The organism is Mycobacterium sp. NGS68, from assembly GCF_059812195.1.
In genome coordinates this window covers 248,925-262,881 of sequence record NZ_JCALCE010000002.1, presented here as the reverse complement: position 1 = coordinate 262,881, position 13,957 = coordinate 248,925, and the positions used below count along the sequence as shown (strand labels likewise).

Below are 13,957 nucleotides of genomic sequence, written 5' to 3'. Positions count from 1 at the left end.
TCACCGCACCGTCTCCTTCTCGATCCGCTTGGGGGCATCGGGCACGTGCACCACGCGCTGCACGAACACGCCGGGGGTGTGCACGGTGGCGGGGTCGATCTCGCCGGGCTCCACAAGGTGTTCGACCTGGGCGATCGTGATCCGTCCCGCCGGGGCGCACTCGGGGTTGAAGTTGCCGGCGGCGTGGCGGTACACCAGGTTGCCGTGCCGGTCGCCCTTCCAGGCATGCACCAGCGCGAAGTCGGTCCGGATCCCGCGCTCGAGAACATAGGTGACACCGTCGAACTCGCGGGTCTCCTTGGGCGGCGACATCACGGCCACCGCGCCCGACGCGTCGTAGCGCCACGGCAGGCCGCCGTCGGCGATCTGCGTGCCGACCCCGGCCGGCGTGTAGAAGGCCGGGATGCCCATGCCGCCGGCGCGCAGTCGCTCCGCCAGGGTGCCCTGCGGTGTCAGCTCGACTTCCAGCTCACCGGACAGGAACTGCCGGGCAAACTCCTTGTTCTCTCCCACGTAAGACGAGACTGTGCGGCGAATCCGCTTGTGCGCCAAGAGCACACCCAGCCCGATGCCGTCGACGCCGCAATTGTTGGACACCGTCTCGAGGTCGGTGACGCCGCTGTCTGCGAGCGCCGCGATCAGCACCTCGGGAATGCCGCACAGGCCGAAGCCGCCGACCGCCAGGGACGACCCGTCGGTTATGTCCGCCACCGCCTCCGCAGCGGTAGCCACCACCTTGTCCATTACCGCAGAGCCTCCAATTTCAGTTAATCTTCATTAACTGGCAGCTGAGAATACCATCGCCCGCTCGGCGCGTCCAGGTATCCCGATGCCATGCGGGCGCTCACTGCCGGCCGCGCAGGTACTCGATTGCCTGTTCGCGGATCTCCACTTTGCGAACCTTGCCGGTGACGGTCATCGGGAATTCGTCGACGACCCACAGGTACCGCGGGATCTTGAAGTGGGCGATCTGGTCCGCGCAGAACTCGCGTAATCCCCGCACGCTCAAGGCCGTCGCGCCGTCGCGCAGTTTGACCACCGCCATCAGCTCCTCGCCGTAGCGCGCGTCGGGCACGCCGACGACCTGCGCATCGACGATGTCGGGATGGGTGTAGAGGAACTCCTCGATCTCGCGCGGAGAGATGTTTTCGCCGCCGCGGATGACGATGTCCTTGATCCGGCCCAGGATCTGCACATACCCGCAGTCGTCTAGCGCGGCGAGGTCTCCCGTGTGCATCCAGCCGTCGGAGTCGATGACCTCGGCCGTCTTCGCCGGATCGTTCCAGTAACCGGCCATCACTGAATAGCCCCTGGTACAGAACTCTCCGGCCACGCCGCGCGGGACCGTCTCGCCGGTAGGAGGGTCGACCACCTTGATCTCGAGGTGGGGACCGACTCGGCCGACCGTGCCGACGCGCCGCTGCAGCGAGTCGTCGGAGCGGGTCTGAGTGGATACCGGACTCGTTTCGGTCATGCCGTAGCAGATCGAGATCCCCGCCATGTGCATGCGCTCGATCACCTTGCGCATCACCTCGACCGGGCACGACGAGCCGGCCATGATCCCGGTGCGCAGGCTGTCCAGCCGGTAGTCGGCGAAGTCCGGCAGGGCGAGCTCGGCGATGAACATCGTCGGGACGCCGTAGAGGCTGGTGCACCGCTCGGCCTCGACGGCACGCAGCGTGGCGGCGGGATCGAAGCCGGGAGCGGGGATCACCATGCAGGCGCCGTGACTGGTGGCCGCGAGGTTGCCCATGACCATGCCGAAGCAGTGATAAAAGGGAACGGGGATGCAGATGCGATCCTCTGCGGTGTACTCGAGTAGCTCGCCTACCAGGTAGCCGTTGTTGAGGATGTTGCGGTGGCTCAACGTGGCGCCCTTGGGCGATCCCGTTGTGCCGGAGGTGTATTGGATGTTGACGGGATCACGGTTATCCAGTGTCGCGGCTATGCGATTCAGCGCGGCCGGGTCGGCCTCCGTTGCGGCCAGTTCGGCCCAGCGGTCGCTTTCCATCAACACGACCTCGTTAAGGTCCGGACAGCGAGGAGCGACCTCGGCCAGCATCGCGGCGTAATCGGTGGTCTTGAAGCTCGGTGCGGCAACCACCATCGCCACCGCGGATTGCGTTAGCGCATACTTCAATTCGCGCGTTCGGTAGGCGGGGTTGATATTCACCAGGATCGCGCCGATCTCGGCGGTTGCGTACTGGACGAGCACCCACTCCCAACGGTTCGGCGACCAGAGGCCGACCCGATCTCCGGTACGGATGCCCGCCCGCAATAGCCCCGTCGCCAACCGGCGCACATCGTCCAGCAATTCGGCGTAGGTCCACCGGCGCCCGGCCCAGACGTCGACGAGTGCGTCGCGCTGGCCGAATGTCGTTGCGGTATCGGCGAAGTTGGCGCCAATCGTCGTCTCGAGCAGCGGAGGGCTACTCGGGCCCCGCTCGTAGGACAGCGGCTCCACGGCTCCTCCGCCTCGCACTTAGAAGGGCAACGAACTTGAGTTAATCACCCATAACTCGTGCTACGTTAGTGACGATTAACCGAAGTGTCTAGGACGAGTTGGACGGAGGGCCGTCGTGACAACGTCCGCCGCGTCTGGCCGGAACGGCCCCGCCGAGGCTCCGAATCGCCGCAGCCAGTTGAAGTCCGACCGGCGCCAACAGCTGTTGGCCGCGGCCGAAAGACTGTTCGCTGAACGCGGATTCCTCGCAGTGCGGCTCGAAGACATCGGTGCGGCGGCCGGAGTCAGCGGGCCGGCCATTTACCGACACTTCCCCAACAAGGAGTCGCTGCTGGTCGAGCTGCTCGTCGGGATCAGCGCCCGGCTCCTCGCCGGCGCCCGCGAGGTGACGGCCGGCGCCGACGACGCCGCCGCGGCGCTGGATGGCCTGATCGACTTCCATCTCGACTTCGCGCTCGGCGAACCGAACCTCATCCGGATCCAGGACCGCGACCTCGCGCACCTGCCCGCGCCCGCCCAGCGGCAGGTACGCAAGGCCCAGCGGCAGTACGTGGAGATCTGGGTGGGCGCGCTGCACGAATTGAACCCCGCGCTGGCCGAGGCCGACGCTCGGCTGATGGCCCACGCGGCGTTCGGCTTGCTGAACTCGACGCCGCACAGCATGAAATCGGCGGACGCGAAGCCCGCGCGGGCGCTGCGCTCGCGTGCCGTGATGCGGGCGATGACGGTCGCGGCGCTCACCACCGGCGACCGCTAGGCCTGCCCGCGGGTAGCTCGCCACCCCGCGCGGTTTAGGTACCCTGCAAGTCATGAGGTGGACATGACCGATCCACGTCGACCTGAGTCCACTCAAGCGGGGTCTGCAGCCGACGACCCCCAGGATCAGCCTTACGTCGACCCCGCGTATGCCGAGCAAGCGCCGTATGGACAGGCCTACGGCGGCTCGGCCTCGCCATGGGCGCCGAACGCCGACGGCACCCACTCCACCCTGGAACTGCCTGCCTACTGGCAGGAAGAGCAGGCGCTGTCAGCCGGACATCCGGGCGCCGAGCCGCCTCCCCCGCCGCCGGATGGGCCGAAGTCACCGCGCTGGCTGTGGTTCGCCGCGGGCACGGCCGTGACGGTGGTCGTCGGCCTGTTGATCGCGTTGGTCATCGCGAACGGGGCCGACAAGACCGAGACCGCCGTCCCGCCGCTGCCCGCCATGCCCGAGTCGACTTCGGCCACCCCGTCCTGGACGCCGACGCCCTCAACCTCGCGCCGGCCCCGGCCCGCGCTACCGCCCACCGGCACCAACTCACCCACCGTGACCACCGACCCCGCGTCACTGCAAAGCGTCGTCTACAACGTGACCGGTGACGGCCGTGCGATCAGCATCACCTATATGGACACCGGCGACATGATGCAGACCGAGTTCAACGTGGCGCTGCCGTGGAGCAAGGAGGTCCGGCTGTCGAAATCACCCAACCACCTGCCGATCGTCACGATCATCAATATCGGCCACAATGTCACCTGCTCGCTCACCGTCGCCGGCGTCCAGGTGCGTCAGCGTGAGGGCGTCGGCCTGACGATCTGCAACGCCCCACCGAGCTAGACCTGGTTGACGACGGCGACGTCACGACGTGGCGGCACCCGGACGCTCAGCATCGCCAGCAGGCCCGCGATCAGCACCAGCGAGACGCCGCCCAGGCCGGCGCGCACGGCACCGAACACGTCGACGAACACGGAGAACAGCCAGGGCGCCAGGAACGCCACGGCGCGACCCGTCATCGTGTACAGGCCGAAGGCCACCCCTTCCTTGCCCTCGTCGGCCATGTGCAGGAGCAGGGCCCTCGACGACGACTGCGCCGGTCCGATGAACAGGCACAGCGCCAGTCCGGCGATCCAGAAGGCGACCGGACCCGACAACACCATCAGGGTGAGCGCCACACCGATGATCGCCACCAGTGACCCGACGATGACGGGTTTGGACCCGATTCGATGGTCGACGTAGCCGCCGAGCACGGCGCCCGTCGCCGCGACCACGCACGCCGCCACCCCGAACACCAGCACATCCGCCTTTGAGATGCCGTACACCTTGACGCCCAGGACGGGACCGAAGGCAAAGATCCCTGCCAGCCCGTCGCGGAAGAGCGCGCTGGCGACCAGGAAGAAGATCAGGTTGTGGTCACGCCGCCACTCGGCCCTGACCTCGCGCCACAGCTTGCGGTAACCGCCCAACGCGCTCGTCGGCTGGGACACCTCGCCCGCGTCGGGTAACCGGTGGGCGACCAACAGCAACGGCAATGCCCAGATCGCCAGCCAGGCCGCGGCCAGCAGCATTGCCGCGCGCACGTAGAGGCCATCGTGCACGGACACATGCAGCAACCCCCGCTCGTCGCCCTTCCCGGCGATGAATCCGACGTAGATCAGCAGCAACAGCAGGACGGTGCCGAGAAAGCCCGCCGCCGCACCGAAGCCCGAGATCCGGCCCGCCGTCTGCGGCGTCGAGAGCTGCCGCAGCATCGCGTTGTACGGCACGCTGGCCAGGTCGCCGCAGGCCGCCGTGCCTGCCAGCAACACCAGCCCGGCCCAGAAGTAGCCGGGCTGATCGCGGATCAGGTACATCGCGCTGGCCAACACCACCGCCATGGCGGTCAACACGCTCAGCGCCACCCGACGGCGGTGCGGTGATTCCACCCACACCCCGACCGCCGGCGCCAGTACCGCGATCGTCAACCCGGCGATGGCAGCCGCGCGGCCGAGCCAGCTTTCCGGCGTGGTGCTGCCGGAGATGCCCTCCCCGACCGTCTCGGTCACGTAGACGCTGAACACGAAGGTCGCCACGACCGCATTCAGGCCGGTCGATCCGCAGTCCCACATCGCCCACGCCGCTACTCGAGAGCGCACAATCGTGCGCGGAGCCGATTCCGGCTGACTCATGCCCGGCACTCTATTGGTTGGGCAGACGACCCGCTGCGCCCGGCTTCGCCGCGCTTGCGATCGCTGCGGATTGGTCGGGCAGACGACCCGCTGCGCCCGGCTTCGCCGCGCTTGCGATCGCTGCGGATTGGTCGGGCAGACGACCCGCTGCGCCCGGCTTCGCCGCGCTTGCGCATCGACTCTGCGTCCACGGCGCGAAAAACCGACGAAATCACGCCGCCGGCGCGGAGTCGGCGCCGCCCGTTCAGACTCGGCCGCCGGGTGCCCCCGACCTGTCGCGCTGAGGAGGGCAAAACTCCACATCGTTCCTGGCAGGGGCCGGAGGAGACCGATGTGGCGGCTGTGACCAGCGGCGCCGAACCGACGTCGACCGGGCACTGTCTACGATTGGCGCATGCCGATACCTGCGCCCAGTACGGATGCGCGCGCCGTTGTCACCGGAGCTTCGCAAAATATCGGCGAAGCGCTGGCCACCGAACTCGCCGCACGCGGGCACAGCCTGATCATCACGGCGCGACGCGAGGAACTGCTCACCTCCCTGGCCGCGCGGCTGATCGACAAGTACCGCGTCGCCGTGGACGTGCGTCCCGCCGACCTCGCCGACCCGCATGAGCGTGCCAAGCTGTGCGACGAGCTCGCCGGCCGCCCCATCTCGATCCTCTGCGCCAACGCGGGTACCGCCACCTTCGGTCCAGTCGCGAGCCTCGACCCGGCCGGTGAGAAGGCCCAGGTGCAACTGAATGCCGTAGCGGTGCATGACCTTACGCTGGCGGTGCTGCCCGGCATGATCGAGCGCAAGGCCGGTGGCATCCTGATTTCCGGTTCGGCGGCGGGCAATTCACCGATTCCCTACAACGCCACCTACGCCGCGACGAAGGCGTTCGCGAACACCTTCAGCGAGTCGCTGCGCGGCGAGCTGAAGGGATCCGGCGTGCATGTCACGCTCCTGGCACCCGGGCCAGTGCGCACCGATCTGCCCGACGACGCCGAACGATCACTGGTCGAAAAGCTGGTGCCGGACTTCCTGTGGATCTCGACCGAACATACCGCGCAGGTGTCGCTGGACGCGTTGGCGCGCAACAAGATGCGCGTCGTTCCCGGACTGACGTCGAAGGCGATGTCGGTGGCCAGCGGGTACGCCCCACGGGCGATCGTCGCGCCGATCGTGGGCACCTTCTACAAGAAGCTCGGCGGGTAACTCACTTCCGGCGGCGGCGCCCGGTGCCCAAGAGATCGCGGGTGATCTCGCGCACGCTGGTGTTGATGGCACTCTTGACGGTCGGGTTCTTCAGTACCTCTTGCCACCAGGCCGGGTCCTTCTTCCCGGCGGGCGCCGGCATCGGCGGAACGTCGGAGTCGCCCGGCAGCGGTGCAGAGTCGCCACCCTGCTCCGACGACGGCGGTCCGGCAGCCATCTTGGCCCGCAGCATCTCGTACGCCGAATCCCGGTCGATGCTCTCGCCGTACTTGCCGTGCAGCGGGCTGGCCTGGGCCGCCGCGCCGACGGCGTCGGTGCCGATCGCGGCCATCAGCGACCGAGGCACCCGCATCCGGGTCCACGCGACCGGCGTCGGCGCCCCCTTCTCCGACAGCACCGTGACCACGGCCTCGCCGATGCCCAACGACGTCAGCGCCGACTCCAGGTCGTAGACATCGGTTTTCGGATAGGTGCGCACCGTCTTGCTCAGCGCCTTCTGGTCGTCGGGGGTGAACGCCCGCAACGCGTGCTGAACCCGGGCGCCCAGCTGGGACAGCACGTCATTGGGCAGATCGGTGGGCAGCTGGGTGCAGAAGAACACCCCGACGCCCTTGGAACGGATCAGCTTGACGGTCTGCTCGACCTGTTCGAGGAATGCCTTGGACGCGTCGGCGAACAGCAGGTGCGCCTCGTCGAAGAAGAACACCAGCTTGGGCTTGTCCACGTCGCCCACCTCCGGCAGGTGCTGGAACAGGTCGGCCAGCACCCACATCAGGAAGGTGGAGAACATCACCGGTCGCAACGTCTGGCCGCTGAACTCGAGCAGCGTGATGATGCCGCGGCCTTGGTTGTCGACGCGCAGCAGGTCGTGCGGGTCGAGCTCGGGCTCGCCGAAGAAGGTGTCGGCGCCCTCGGCTTCCAGGTTGACCAACGTCCGCAGGATCACTCCGGCGGTCGTAGCCGACACTCCGCCAAGGTTTTTCAGCTCGGCCTTGCCCTCGTCACTGGTCAGGTGGCTGATGACCTCGCGTAGATCCTTGAGGTCCAGCAGCGGAAGGCCGCGCTGGTCGGCCCAGTGGAAGATCAGGCCCAGCGTCGATTCCTGAGTGGTATTGAGCCCCAACACCTTTGACAGCAGGATCGGACCGAAGCTGGAGATGGTCGCCCGTACCGGCACGCCGACACCGTCGGTGCCCAGCGACAGGTACTCCACCGGAAAATCCGTCGGCGTCCAATCGTCCCCGGTGTCCTTGGCGCGCGCGGCGGTCTTGTCGTTGGCCTCCCCCGGGCGGGCCAGGCCGGACAGGTCGCCTTTCACGTCGGCCATCAGCACCGCCACACCGGCGGCGCTGAGCTGCTCGGCGATCAGCTGCAGCGTCTTTGTCTTGCCCGTTCCGGTCGCCCCCGCCACCAGCCCGTGCCTGTTGATGGTGGCAAGCGGGATGCGGATCTGGGCGCCCGGATCGGCCTGGCCGTCCACGACGACGGTGCCTAGCTCCAGGGCCTGCCCCGATACGGCGTATCCGGCCGCGATCCGTTCCGCTGGGGTCCCCGACGATTCGGTGCTCATCGTGCCGCCTCCCTCTTCCCGAGTTGTCCCATCAAGAACGGCAAAACATCACCCTACTTCGTAGGGGGACGCAGGGGCACGGGCCGGAGTGGGCCTACTGTTGAGCGCTGTGCGCGACGAAATGGTGTGGATCGACTGCGAGATGACCGGTTTGGACCTGGGCAACGACAAGCTGATCGAGATCGCGGCGCTGGTCACCGACGCGGACCTGAACATTCTGGGCGACGGGATCGATGTGGTGATTCACGCCGAGGACGCCGCGCTGACCTCGATGATCGACGTAGTCGCCGAGATGCACTCGCGCTCGGGGCTGATCCACGAGGTCAGGGCATCGACCGTCGACCTGGCGACAGCCGAGACGATGGTGCTCGATTACATCGGCGAGCACGTCAAGCAGCCCAAGACGGCGCCGCTGGCGGGCAATTCGATCGCCACCGACCGGTCGTTCATCGCCCGAGACATGCCCAAACTGGACTCGTTCCTGCACTACCGGATGATCGACGTCAGCTCCATCAAGGAGCTCTGCCGGCGTTGGTACCCGCGCATCTACTTCGGCCAGCCGGCCAAGGGTCTCGCGCACCGCGCCCTCGCCGACATTCACGAGTCCATCCGCGAACTGCAGTTCTACCGGCGCACCGCGTTCGTGCCCCCTCCGGGGCCGTCTACCAGCGAAATCGCGATGGTGGCGGCTGAAATTCAGGGCGGCGCGCACGCGCTGGACACAAACGATTCGGCCGACGAGGCACCGAACGGCTAGTATCGACGTCGCCGCGCCTACGCCCGGCCATGGTGGCTGTAGTTCAGCTGGTAGAGCACCAGGTTGTGATCCTGGATGTCGCGGGTTCGAGCCCCGTCAGCCACCCCAACTGCGCGAGCAGACGCGGAGCACCCACACGCCCAGCGTGTCGGGTGCTTTTGCGTCTCTGCGGTAGCAAGCCGCTAGCCGGCGGCCCACTGTTTCGCGCGCTCGAGTTCGTCGAGGCCGAATAGGGCGAACTCGCCGGGGATCATCCACGCCAGGGCATGCAGCGTGTGTCTGACCCATTCCTTGTCCGAAACCACGGCGATTCGCTTGAATGCCGAATGATGGCGGAATACGCCCAAGCCGAGCTTCACGTCTTCGGCCAGTCCACCCGGCCCGAACCCCTCGTAGTCGGGCGCGATGACCTCGACGATCCTGATCTCCTCGCCGGATGTCATGAGCTTCTCGATGGCGGGCTTGATCTCGCGTAGCTCGTCACCGGCAAGGCGACCGGACACTCGAATCCCGACCACCCCGTCTGGCACGTCAGGCAACAGGTCGATCATGGGCTTACTCCTCTTGGCGTATAGGCGTCAGCTTAATGCCGGGCTACGGTGAATCCGGGGTCGCCAGCGATCAAAGGAGACCGATATGGCAGGCAAGTTCGAACTCTACAAAGATTCGCAGGGAGAGTTCCGGTTCCGGCTGAAGGCTCCCAACGGGGAGATCATCGCGACCGGGCAGGGCTACTCCTCCAAGGCTGCGGCCGAGAAAGGCATCGAGTCTGTGCGGACCAACGCCGCGGGCGCGACGCTGGACGACCAGACCGGCAGTTAGCATCCGGGCTTTGCTAGTTGAACCCCGCGAGGGTGATACGTAGCGCCTCCTCCATCTGCACATAGAGCGGCGGGACGGGGTCGCTCGTCCCGGTCAGCCAGCGGTCAAGCACGAATTTGACTGTGGCCATTGCTGTATGGACCAACAGCGCAGGCCGGATGTCGGCTGCGGGATCGACGCCCATCCGGTTGGCCACGTGCTCGATGAACCTGTGCTGGTCGTCATCGCTTACCAGCGATGATTTGCTCAACAGGTGCGGCGCAGTCAAGACCGCTTGGTGCCAGGTGTCGAGATTGAGCTGGCTCGCGTCGCGGGCGGAGATGATGAAGATCTCAATCAACGCGTCGACGGCCGATTCGCTCGCCGGTCGGGCGCTGTACGCCGTGACGAGTTCGCTGATCGCCTTGCGCACCGGATCGACCAGCAGGCCCTCCTTGGTGGGCGCATACCGGAAGTAGGTACTGATCGAGATTCCGGCCGCCGCGGCGATGTCTTCGGTCGTCACGGTGGCAAACCCGCGCTCGGCGAAAAGCTGGTGCGCGGCGCGCTGGATCTCGGAAAGCAGCTCAGCGCGGCGTCGGTCTCGCAGCGAACCGCTGTTTGCTGAGGCCATGTCGTCATTCCCGTCAATCTGACATCTCGACGCAATCGTGCCATGCCGTGACGCTCGCAGGTGAGTGACTCTACACTATTGAAAGTGGCTATCAACTAGGCTAGCGTGTTACCGCGTACCCTATGAGCTGCGCAATCGCGGATCCTGATGACGCTATCTTAACCAAGATAGCCTCTTAAGGCACCCATCCCTCTTTGCTCGGCCCTCAGGACCTAGTGGTGGGGAGAGCGCCGATGACGGCGGCTGCTGGTGCGCATGACTAGTGGAATTAGTTTGCTATGTCAACTCTGGGTGGCTCCTTGACCGCGCAGCAGGTCAGCGCGGAAGACGGCCTGGGAGCCATTCGGGATTGGTCCGTCGGATACGTCAGGCGTCACCCGGGCGCTTCGCTGACGACGGTCGGCGAGCAATTCGTCATGGGTGTACGCACCGTTCAATACTTCTTCGTCGACCTGTTCACGGGCCGATTCCAGTGGCAGGAGTTCGTTCGGCAGGGCGCCTTCATGGCCGGCACCGCGGTGTTGCCGACGATCCTGGTGTCCCTGCCGATCAGCGTCACCCTGTCGATCCAGTTCGCGCTGCTGGCCGGCCAGGTCGGCGCCACTTCGCTGGCCGGCGCGGCCAGCGGGCTCGCGGTCATCCGTCAGGGCGCCTCGCTGGTGGCCGCGGTGCTGATGGCGTCCGCCGTCGGATCGGCGATCACGGCCGACCTGGGTTCGCGAACCATGCGTGAAGAAACCGACGCCATGGAAGTGATGGGTGTGTCGGTGATCCGCCGCCTGGTGGTGCCGCGATTCGCGGCCGCAATCATGATCGGCGTTGCGCTCACCGGAGTCGTGTGCTTCGTCGGCTTCTTCGCGAGCTACATGTTCAACGTGTACTTCCAGAACGGCGCGCCGGGCAGCTTCGTCGCGACCTTCGCGTCGTTCGCGACCACCGACGACATGATCCTGGCGCTGGGCAAGGCGATCATCTTCGGCGCCATCGTGGCGGTGGTGTCGGCGCAGAAGGGCTTGTCCACCGTCGGTGGCCCGACGGGGGTGGCCAACTCTGTTAACGCGGCCGTCGTCGAAGCGATATTGCTACTGATGATCGTCAACGTCGCCATCAGCCAGCTCTACATCATGCTGGTGCCCAGGCAGGGACTGTAGCGATGACGACGGCGGCGCGCTATTTGCCCTTCTCCCCCATCACGACCCGGGCCGTGCGGGTGGCGCGCCGCGGTGCCGTGCCGATCCGGCGGCTCGGTCATCTGCTGGTGTTCTTCGTCCGCGCGCTGGCCGGGATCCCGATCGCGGTCCGCCAGTACCGCACGGAATTCCTGCGGTTGCTGTCGAATATCACCTGGGGCAACGGCTCGATCGTGGTCGGGGGCGGGATCGCAGGTGTGGCCGTGGTGTTGGGTATGACGGTCGGCGCATTGGTCGGCATCGAGGGCTACAACTTCCTCGACCTGCTCGGTCTGGGTCCGGCCACCGGGTTCGTCTCGTCGTTGGTCAACACCCGCGAACTGGCCCCGCTGATGGCCTCGATGGCGTTCGCGATGCAGGGCGGCTGCCGGTTCACCGCGCAGTTGGGTTCGATGCGGATCGCCGAGGAGATCGATGCGCTGGATTCGATTGCGATCCGGCCGATTCCGTATCTGGTGACCACTCGGCTCATCGCCTCGGTGATTGCGATGGTCCCGCTCTACGCCGCGTGCCTGGCCATCGGCTATTTGACCACGCAGGTGGTGGTGCAGATCAGCAGCGGCGGCTCCACCGGGTCATACCTGCACTACTTCTCGCTGATGCTGGCCGGTCAGGACATCGTTTATTCGCTATTCAAGGCGATCATCTTCGTCTGGATCGCCTCAACGATCCAGTGCTACTACGGGTTCTACGCAAGCGGCGGCCCAGAGGGCGTGGGGGTGGCCGCAGGACACGGCATGCGGGCCAGCATCACGGTCGTGATCATGGTGAACATGCTGCTCACCATGGCGTTGTGGGGAGTGGACGCCGGCGCAAGGTTCGGTGGCTAGGTGATGCGCTGATGCCCAACTCATTCGAGACCGACGGGCGTGGTGCCTCGGACCGGCAACTGCTCGGCATCGGGGCGGCGGTCATGGTGGTGCTGGTCGTGCTCACCGGGGGGCTGTTGCTCAAATCGACCGGCCGACTGGACAACTACGTGCGGGTGGTGGCCGACCTGGTCAACGTGGGCGACGGCCTGCCGCAGAAGTCCGACGTCAAATACCACGGGGTGCTCGTGGGCATGGTCGACGACGTGGTGCCGGCAACCCACGGAAAGCCCAACTACGTCCACATCAACCTCAAAACCGAATACGCCAAGTCGATTCCGGCTTCGGTGACCGCCCGCGTGGTGCCCAGCAACGTGTTCGCGGTGTCCTCCGTCCAGCTGGTGGGTGCCGGCCCTGGGCGAATCATCGGCCCGGGCGCGCACATTCCCGAAGACACCCGGTTGCCGACCGTGCTGTTCCAGACCACCGTGAGCAAACTGCGTGACCTGCTGGCCGCCGCGGGGCGCGGACGGGAAGACAGGTCCGTCGGCATTCTCGCCGCGCTGGCGGCCGCGACCGACAATCGGCGCTCCAAGCTGTTGACGAGCGCGGCCCAGCTCAATCGTGCACTGGATCAACTCAACTCGCTCGTCAGCACCGACGCGGGACCGTCGACCGTCTCAGCCCTGCTCGACGCCACCCACGGGTTGCGGGCAACCGCACCCGATCTGCTCGACGCGTTGCATCAGGCCGTCGAGCCGATGCGGACGTTCGCCGAGACCCGTGCGCAGCTGTCCACGCTGCTCTCCGGCGGTCAGGACACGCTGGGCACCGTCCACGGCTCGTTCAGCAACCACATGGATCAGCTCATCCGGATATCGAGCGACCTCACGCCCACCTTGGGCGTGCTGGCCATGAAGTCGAACAACTTCGTGCCCGCCATCGTCAAACTGGACAACCTGGCCAGCAAGTTCATGCAGGAAGTCTGGATACCCGAACTCGGGGTCGGCAACATGCGCGCCAGGATCGCGTTCACCCAGACCTATCCCTACACCCGCGCCGACTGCCCGCACTACGGCGAACTGAAGGGCCCCAGCTGCTACACCGCACCGCTGTACCCGAACAAGCCGTCCCTGCCCGAACAGCTGCTGCCGCAGAACTATCAGCCGCCCAAATCGCTGGCACCGCCGCCGGGAACGGTCGTCGGGCCGGATGGAAACCTCATCGCCGTGGGCCCGCCCCTGATCAACGGGCCGCCCAACCTGAACGATCCGAATCCGCCACTGCCCATGTTCATTCCGCCGCTGCCACCCGTGCCGGAAAGCTCCAACCCCGACAATCCGACCGGACCGCCCGCGCATACACCGTTCCCACCGGCACCGCTGCTGAGGCCGCCGGCTGCGGGATCGGTCCCCGGCTCCTACACGCATCCGTCGTCGTTCGGCGGCAACGTCGGCCCGGTCGGTAGTCAGTACGAGCGGGACGTGTTGAGCGCGATCGCCGGACGACCGGCCAGTCCCGCGACCGAACTGTTGTTGGGTCCGGTCGCCCGCGGAACGACGGTGTCGATCGTGCCCCAGGGCGGAGGGGCGAAGTGAGAAATTTTCGCGGC

14 protein-coding genes and 1 tRNA gene are annotated in these 13,957 nt (G+C 66.5%); 9 read left to right on the top strand and 6 right to left on the bottom strand.

Annotated features, from left to right (window positions below; all coding sequences use genetic code 11):
* Complete coding sequence (locus AC5Y5V_RS04140) at positions 1-744, bottom strand: CoA transferase subunit A (protein WP_499931329.1); 744 nt, start codon at positions 742-744, stop codon at positions 1-3.
* A gap of 100 nt (positions 745-844) precedes the next feature.
* Positions 845-2,464 (bottom strand): AMP-binding protein, encoded by a 1,620-nt coding sequence (locus AC5Y5V_RS04135; protein WP_499931328.1) that lies wholly within the window; start codon positions 2,462-2,464, stop codon positions 845-847.
* Positions 2,465-2,579: 115 nt separating this feature from the next.
* On the opposite strand from AC5Y5V_RS04135, the gene AC5Y5V_RS04130 reads away from it, so the two are divergent.
* Both AC5Y5V_RS04130 and AC5Y5V_RS04125 read left to right on the top strand, forming a co-directional pair.
* Entirely contained in the window at positions 2,580-3,221 is a 642-nt protein-coding gene (locus AC5Y5V_RS04130) for an SACE_7040 family transcriptional regulator (protein ID WP_499931327.1), read from the top strand.
* A 63-nt stretch (positions 3,222-3,284) separates the two neighbouring features.
* Positions 3,285-4,058, top strand: coding sequence for an MmpS family transport accessory protein (locus AC5Y5V_RS04125; RefSeq protein ID WP_499931326.1), 774 nt, complete (start codon positions 3,285-3,287; stop codon positions 4,056-4,058).
* Here the strand turns inward: AC5Y5V_RS04125 and AC5Y5V_RS04120 are convergent.
* On the bottom strand, positions 4,055-5,386 hold the full coding sequence (locus tag AC5Y5V_RS04120) for an MFS transporter (protein ID WP_499931325.1): 1,332 nt from the start codon (positions 5,384-5,386) through the stop codon (positions 4,055-4,057). The two genes, AC5Y5V_RS04125 and AC5Y5V_RS04120, sit on opposite strands and share 4 nt — an antisense overlap.
* A gap of 394 nt (positions 5,387-5,780) precedes the next feature.
* On the opposite strand from AC5Y5V_RS04120, the gene cmrA reads away from it, so the two are divergent.
* Positions 5,781-6,584, top strand: coding sequence for a mycolate reductase (cmrA, locus tag AC5Y5V_RS04115; RefSeq protein WP_499931324.1), 804 nt, complete (start codon positions 5,781-5,783; stop codon positions 6,582-6,584).
* A gap of 1 nt (position 6,585) precedes the next feature.
* Here the strand turns inward: cmrA and AC5Y5V_RS04110 are convergent, their stop codons facing one another.
* Positions 6,586-8,154 (bottom strand): helicase HerA-like domain-containing protein, encoded by a 1,569-nt coding sequence (locus AC5Y5V_RS04110; RefSeq protein ID WP_499931323.1) that lies wholly within the window; start codon positions 8,152-8,154, stop codon positions 6,586-6,588.
* A 109-nt stretch (positions 8,155-8,263) separates the two neighbouring features.
* On the opposite strand from AC5Y5V_RS04110, the gene orn reads away from it, so the two are divergent.
* Together orn and AC5Y5V_RS04100 are read left to right on the top strand one after the other, a co-directional pair.
* Positions 8,264-8,911 (top strand): oligoribonuclease, encoded by a 648-nt coding sequence (orn, locus tag AC5Y5V_RS04105; protein ID WP_499931322.1) that lies wholly within the window; start codon positions 8,264-8,266, stop codon positions 8,909-8,911.
* A 32-nt stretch (positions 8,912-8,943) separates the two neighbouring features.
* Positions 8,944-9,019, top strand: a tRNA-His gene (locus tag AC5Y5V_RS04100).
* A gap of 74 nt (positions 9,020-9,093) precedes the next feature.
* Here the strand turns inward: AC5Y5V_RS04100 and AC5Y5V_RS04095 are convergent.
* Complete coding sequence (locus AC5Y5V_RS04095; protein WP_499931321.1) at positions 9,094-9,462, bottom strand: SpoIIAA family protein; 369 nt, start codon at positions 9,460-9,462, stop codon at positions 9,094-9,096.
* Positions 9,463-9,547: 85 nt separating this feature from the next.
* Between AC5Y5V_RS04095 and AC5Y5V_RS04090 the strand changes: the two genes are divergently transcribed.
* Positions 9,548-9,733, top strand: coding sequence for a YegP family protein (locus AC5Y5V_RS04090; protein ID WP_499931320.1), 186 nt, complete (start codon positions 9,548-9,550; stop codon positions 9,731-9,733).
* A gap of 13 nt (positions 9,734-9,746) precedes the next feature.
* Here AC5Y5V_RS04090 and AC5Y5V_RS04085 read toward each other — a convergent pair whose 3' ends face one another.
* Complete coding sequence (locus AC5Y5V_RS04085; RefSeq protein WP_499931319.1) at positions 9,747-10,346, bottom strand: TetR family transcriptional regulator; 600 nt, start codon at positions 10,344-10,346, stop codon at positions 9,747-9,749.
* Between the two features lie 278 nt (positions 10,347-10,624).
* Between AC5Y5V_RS04085 and AC5Y5V_RS04080 the strand changes: the two genes are divergently transcribed.
* The 3 genes from AC5Y5V_RS04080 to AC5Y5V_RS04070 are packed head-to-tail and all read left to right on the top strand — an operon-like array spanning position 10,625 to position 13,943.
* The gene (locus AC5Y5V_RS04080) at positions 10,625-11,497 is read left to right on the top strand and encodes an MlaE family ABC transporter permease (protein ID WP_499931318.1); all 873 of its coding nucleotides are present in this window, start codon (positions 10,625-10,627) and stop codon (positions 11,495-11,497) included.
* A gap of 2 nt (positions 11,498-11,499) precedes the next feature.
* The gene (locus AC5Y5V_RS04075) at positions 11,500-12,366 is read left to right on the top strand and encodes an MlaE family ABC transporter permease (protein WP_499931317.1); all 867 of its coding nucleotides are present in this window, start codon (positions 11,500-11,502) and stop codon (positions 12,364-12,366) included.
* 11 nt (positions 12,367-12,377) lie between these two features.
* Positions 12,378-13,943 carry an MlaD family protein gene (locus tag AC5Y5V_RS04070; protein WP_499931316.1) on the top strand — a complete coding sequence of 522 codons (1,566 nt, stop codon included), beginning with the start codon at positions 12,378-12,380 and terminating at the stop codon, positions 13,941-13,943.
* Positions 13,944-13,957: the final 14 nt, after the last annotated feature.

Coding starts and splice junctions, on each gene's coding strand:
- AC5Y5V_RS04110 (WP_499931323.1), bottom strand. CDS start 8,154: ATGAGCACCGAATCGTCGGGGACCCCAGCGGAACGGATCGCGGCCGGA.
- AC5Y5V_RS04070 (WP_499931316.1), top strand. CDS start 12,378: ATGCCCAACTCATTCGAGACCGACGGGCGTGGTGCCTCGGACCGGCAA.
- AC5Y5V_RS04095 (WP_499931321.1), bottom strand. CDS start 9,462: ATGATCGACCTGTTGCCTGACGTGCCAGACGGGGTGGTCGGGATTCGA.
- cmrA (WP_499931324.1), top strand. CDS start 5,781: ATGCCGATACCTGCGCCCAGTACGGATGCGCGCGCCGTTGTCACCGGA.
- AC5Y5V_RS04080 (WP_499931318.1), top strand. CDS start 10,625: ATGTCAACTCTGGGTGGCTCCTTGACCGCGCAGCAGGTCAGCGCGGAA.
- AC5Y5V_RS04125 (WP_499931326.1), top strand. CDS start 3,285: ATGACCGATCCACGTCGACCTGAGTCCACTCAAGCGGGGTCTGCAGCC.
- AC5Y5V_RS04085 (WP_499931319.1), bottom strand. CDS start 10,346: ATGGCCTCAGCAAACAGCGGTTCGCTGCGAGACCGACGCCGCGCTGAG.
- AC5Y5V_RS04090 (WP_499931320.1), top strand. CDS start 9,548: ATGGCAGGCAAGTTCGAACTCTACAAAGATTCGCAGGGAGAGTTCCGG.
- AC5Y5V_RS04120 (WP_499931325.1), bottom strand. CDS start 5,386: ATGAGTCAGCCGGAATCGGCTCCGCGCACGATTGTGCGCTCTCGAGTA.
- AC5Y5V_RS04140 (WP_499931329.1), bottom strand. CDS start 744: ATGGACAAGGTGGTGGCTACCGCTGCGGAGGCGGTGGCGGACATAACC.
- AC5Y5V_RS04075 (WP_499931317.1), top strand. CDS start 11,500: ATGACGACGGCGGCGCGCTATTTGCCCTTCTCCCCCATCACGACCCGG.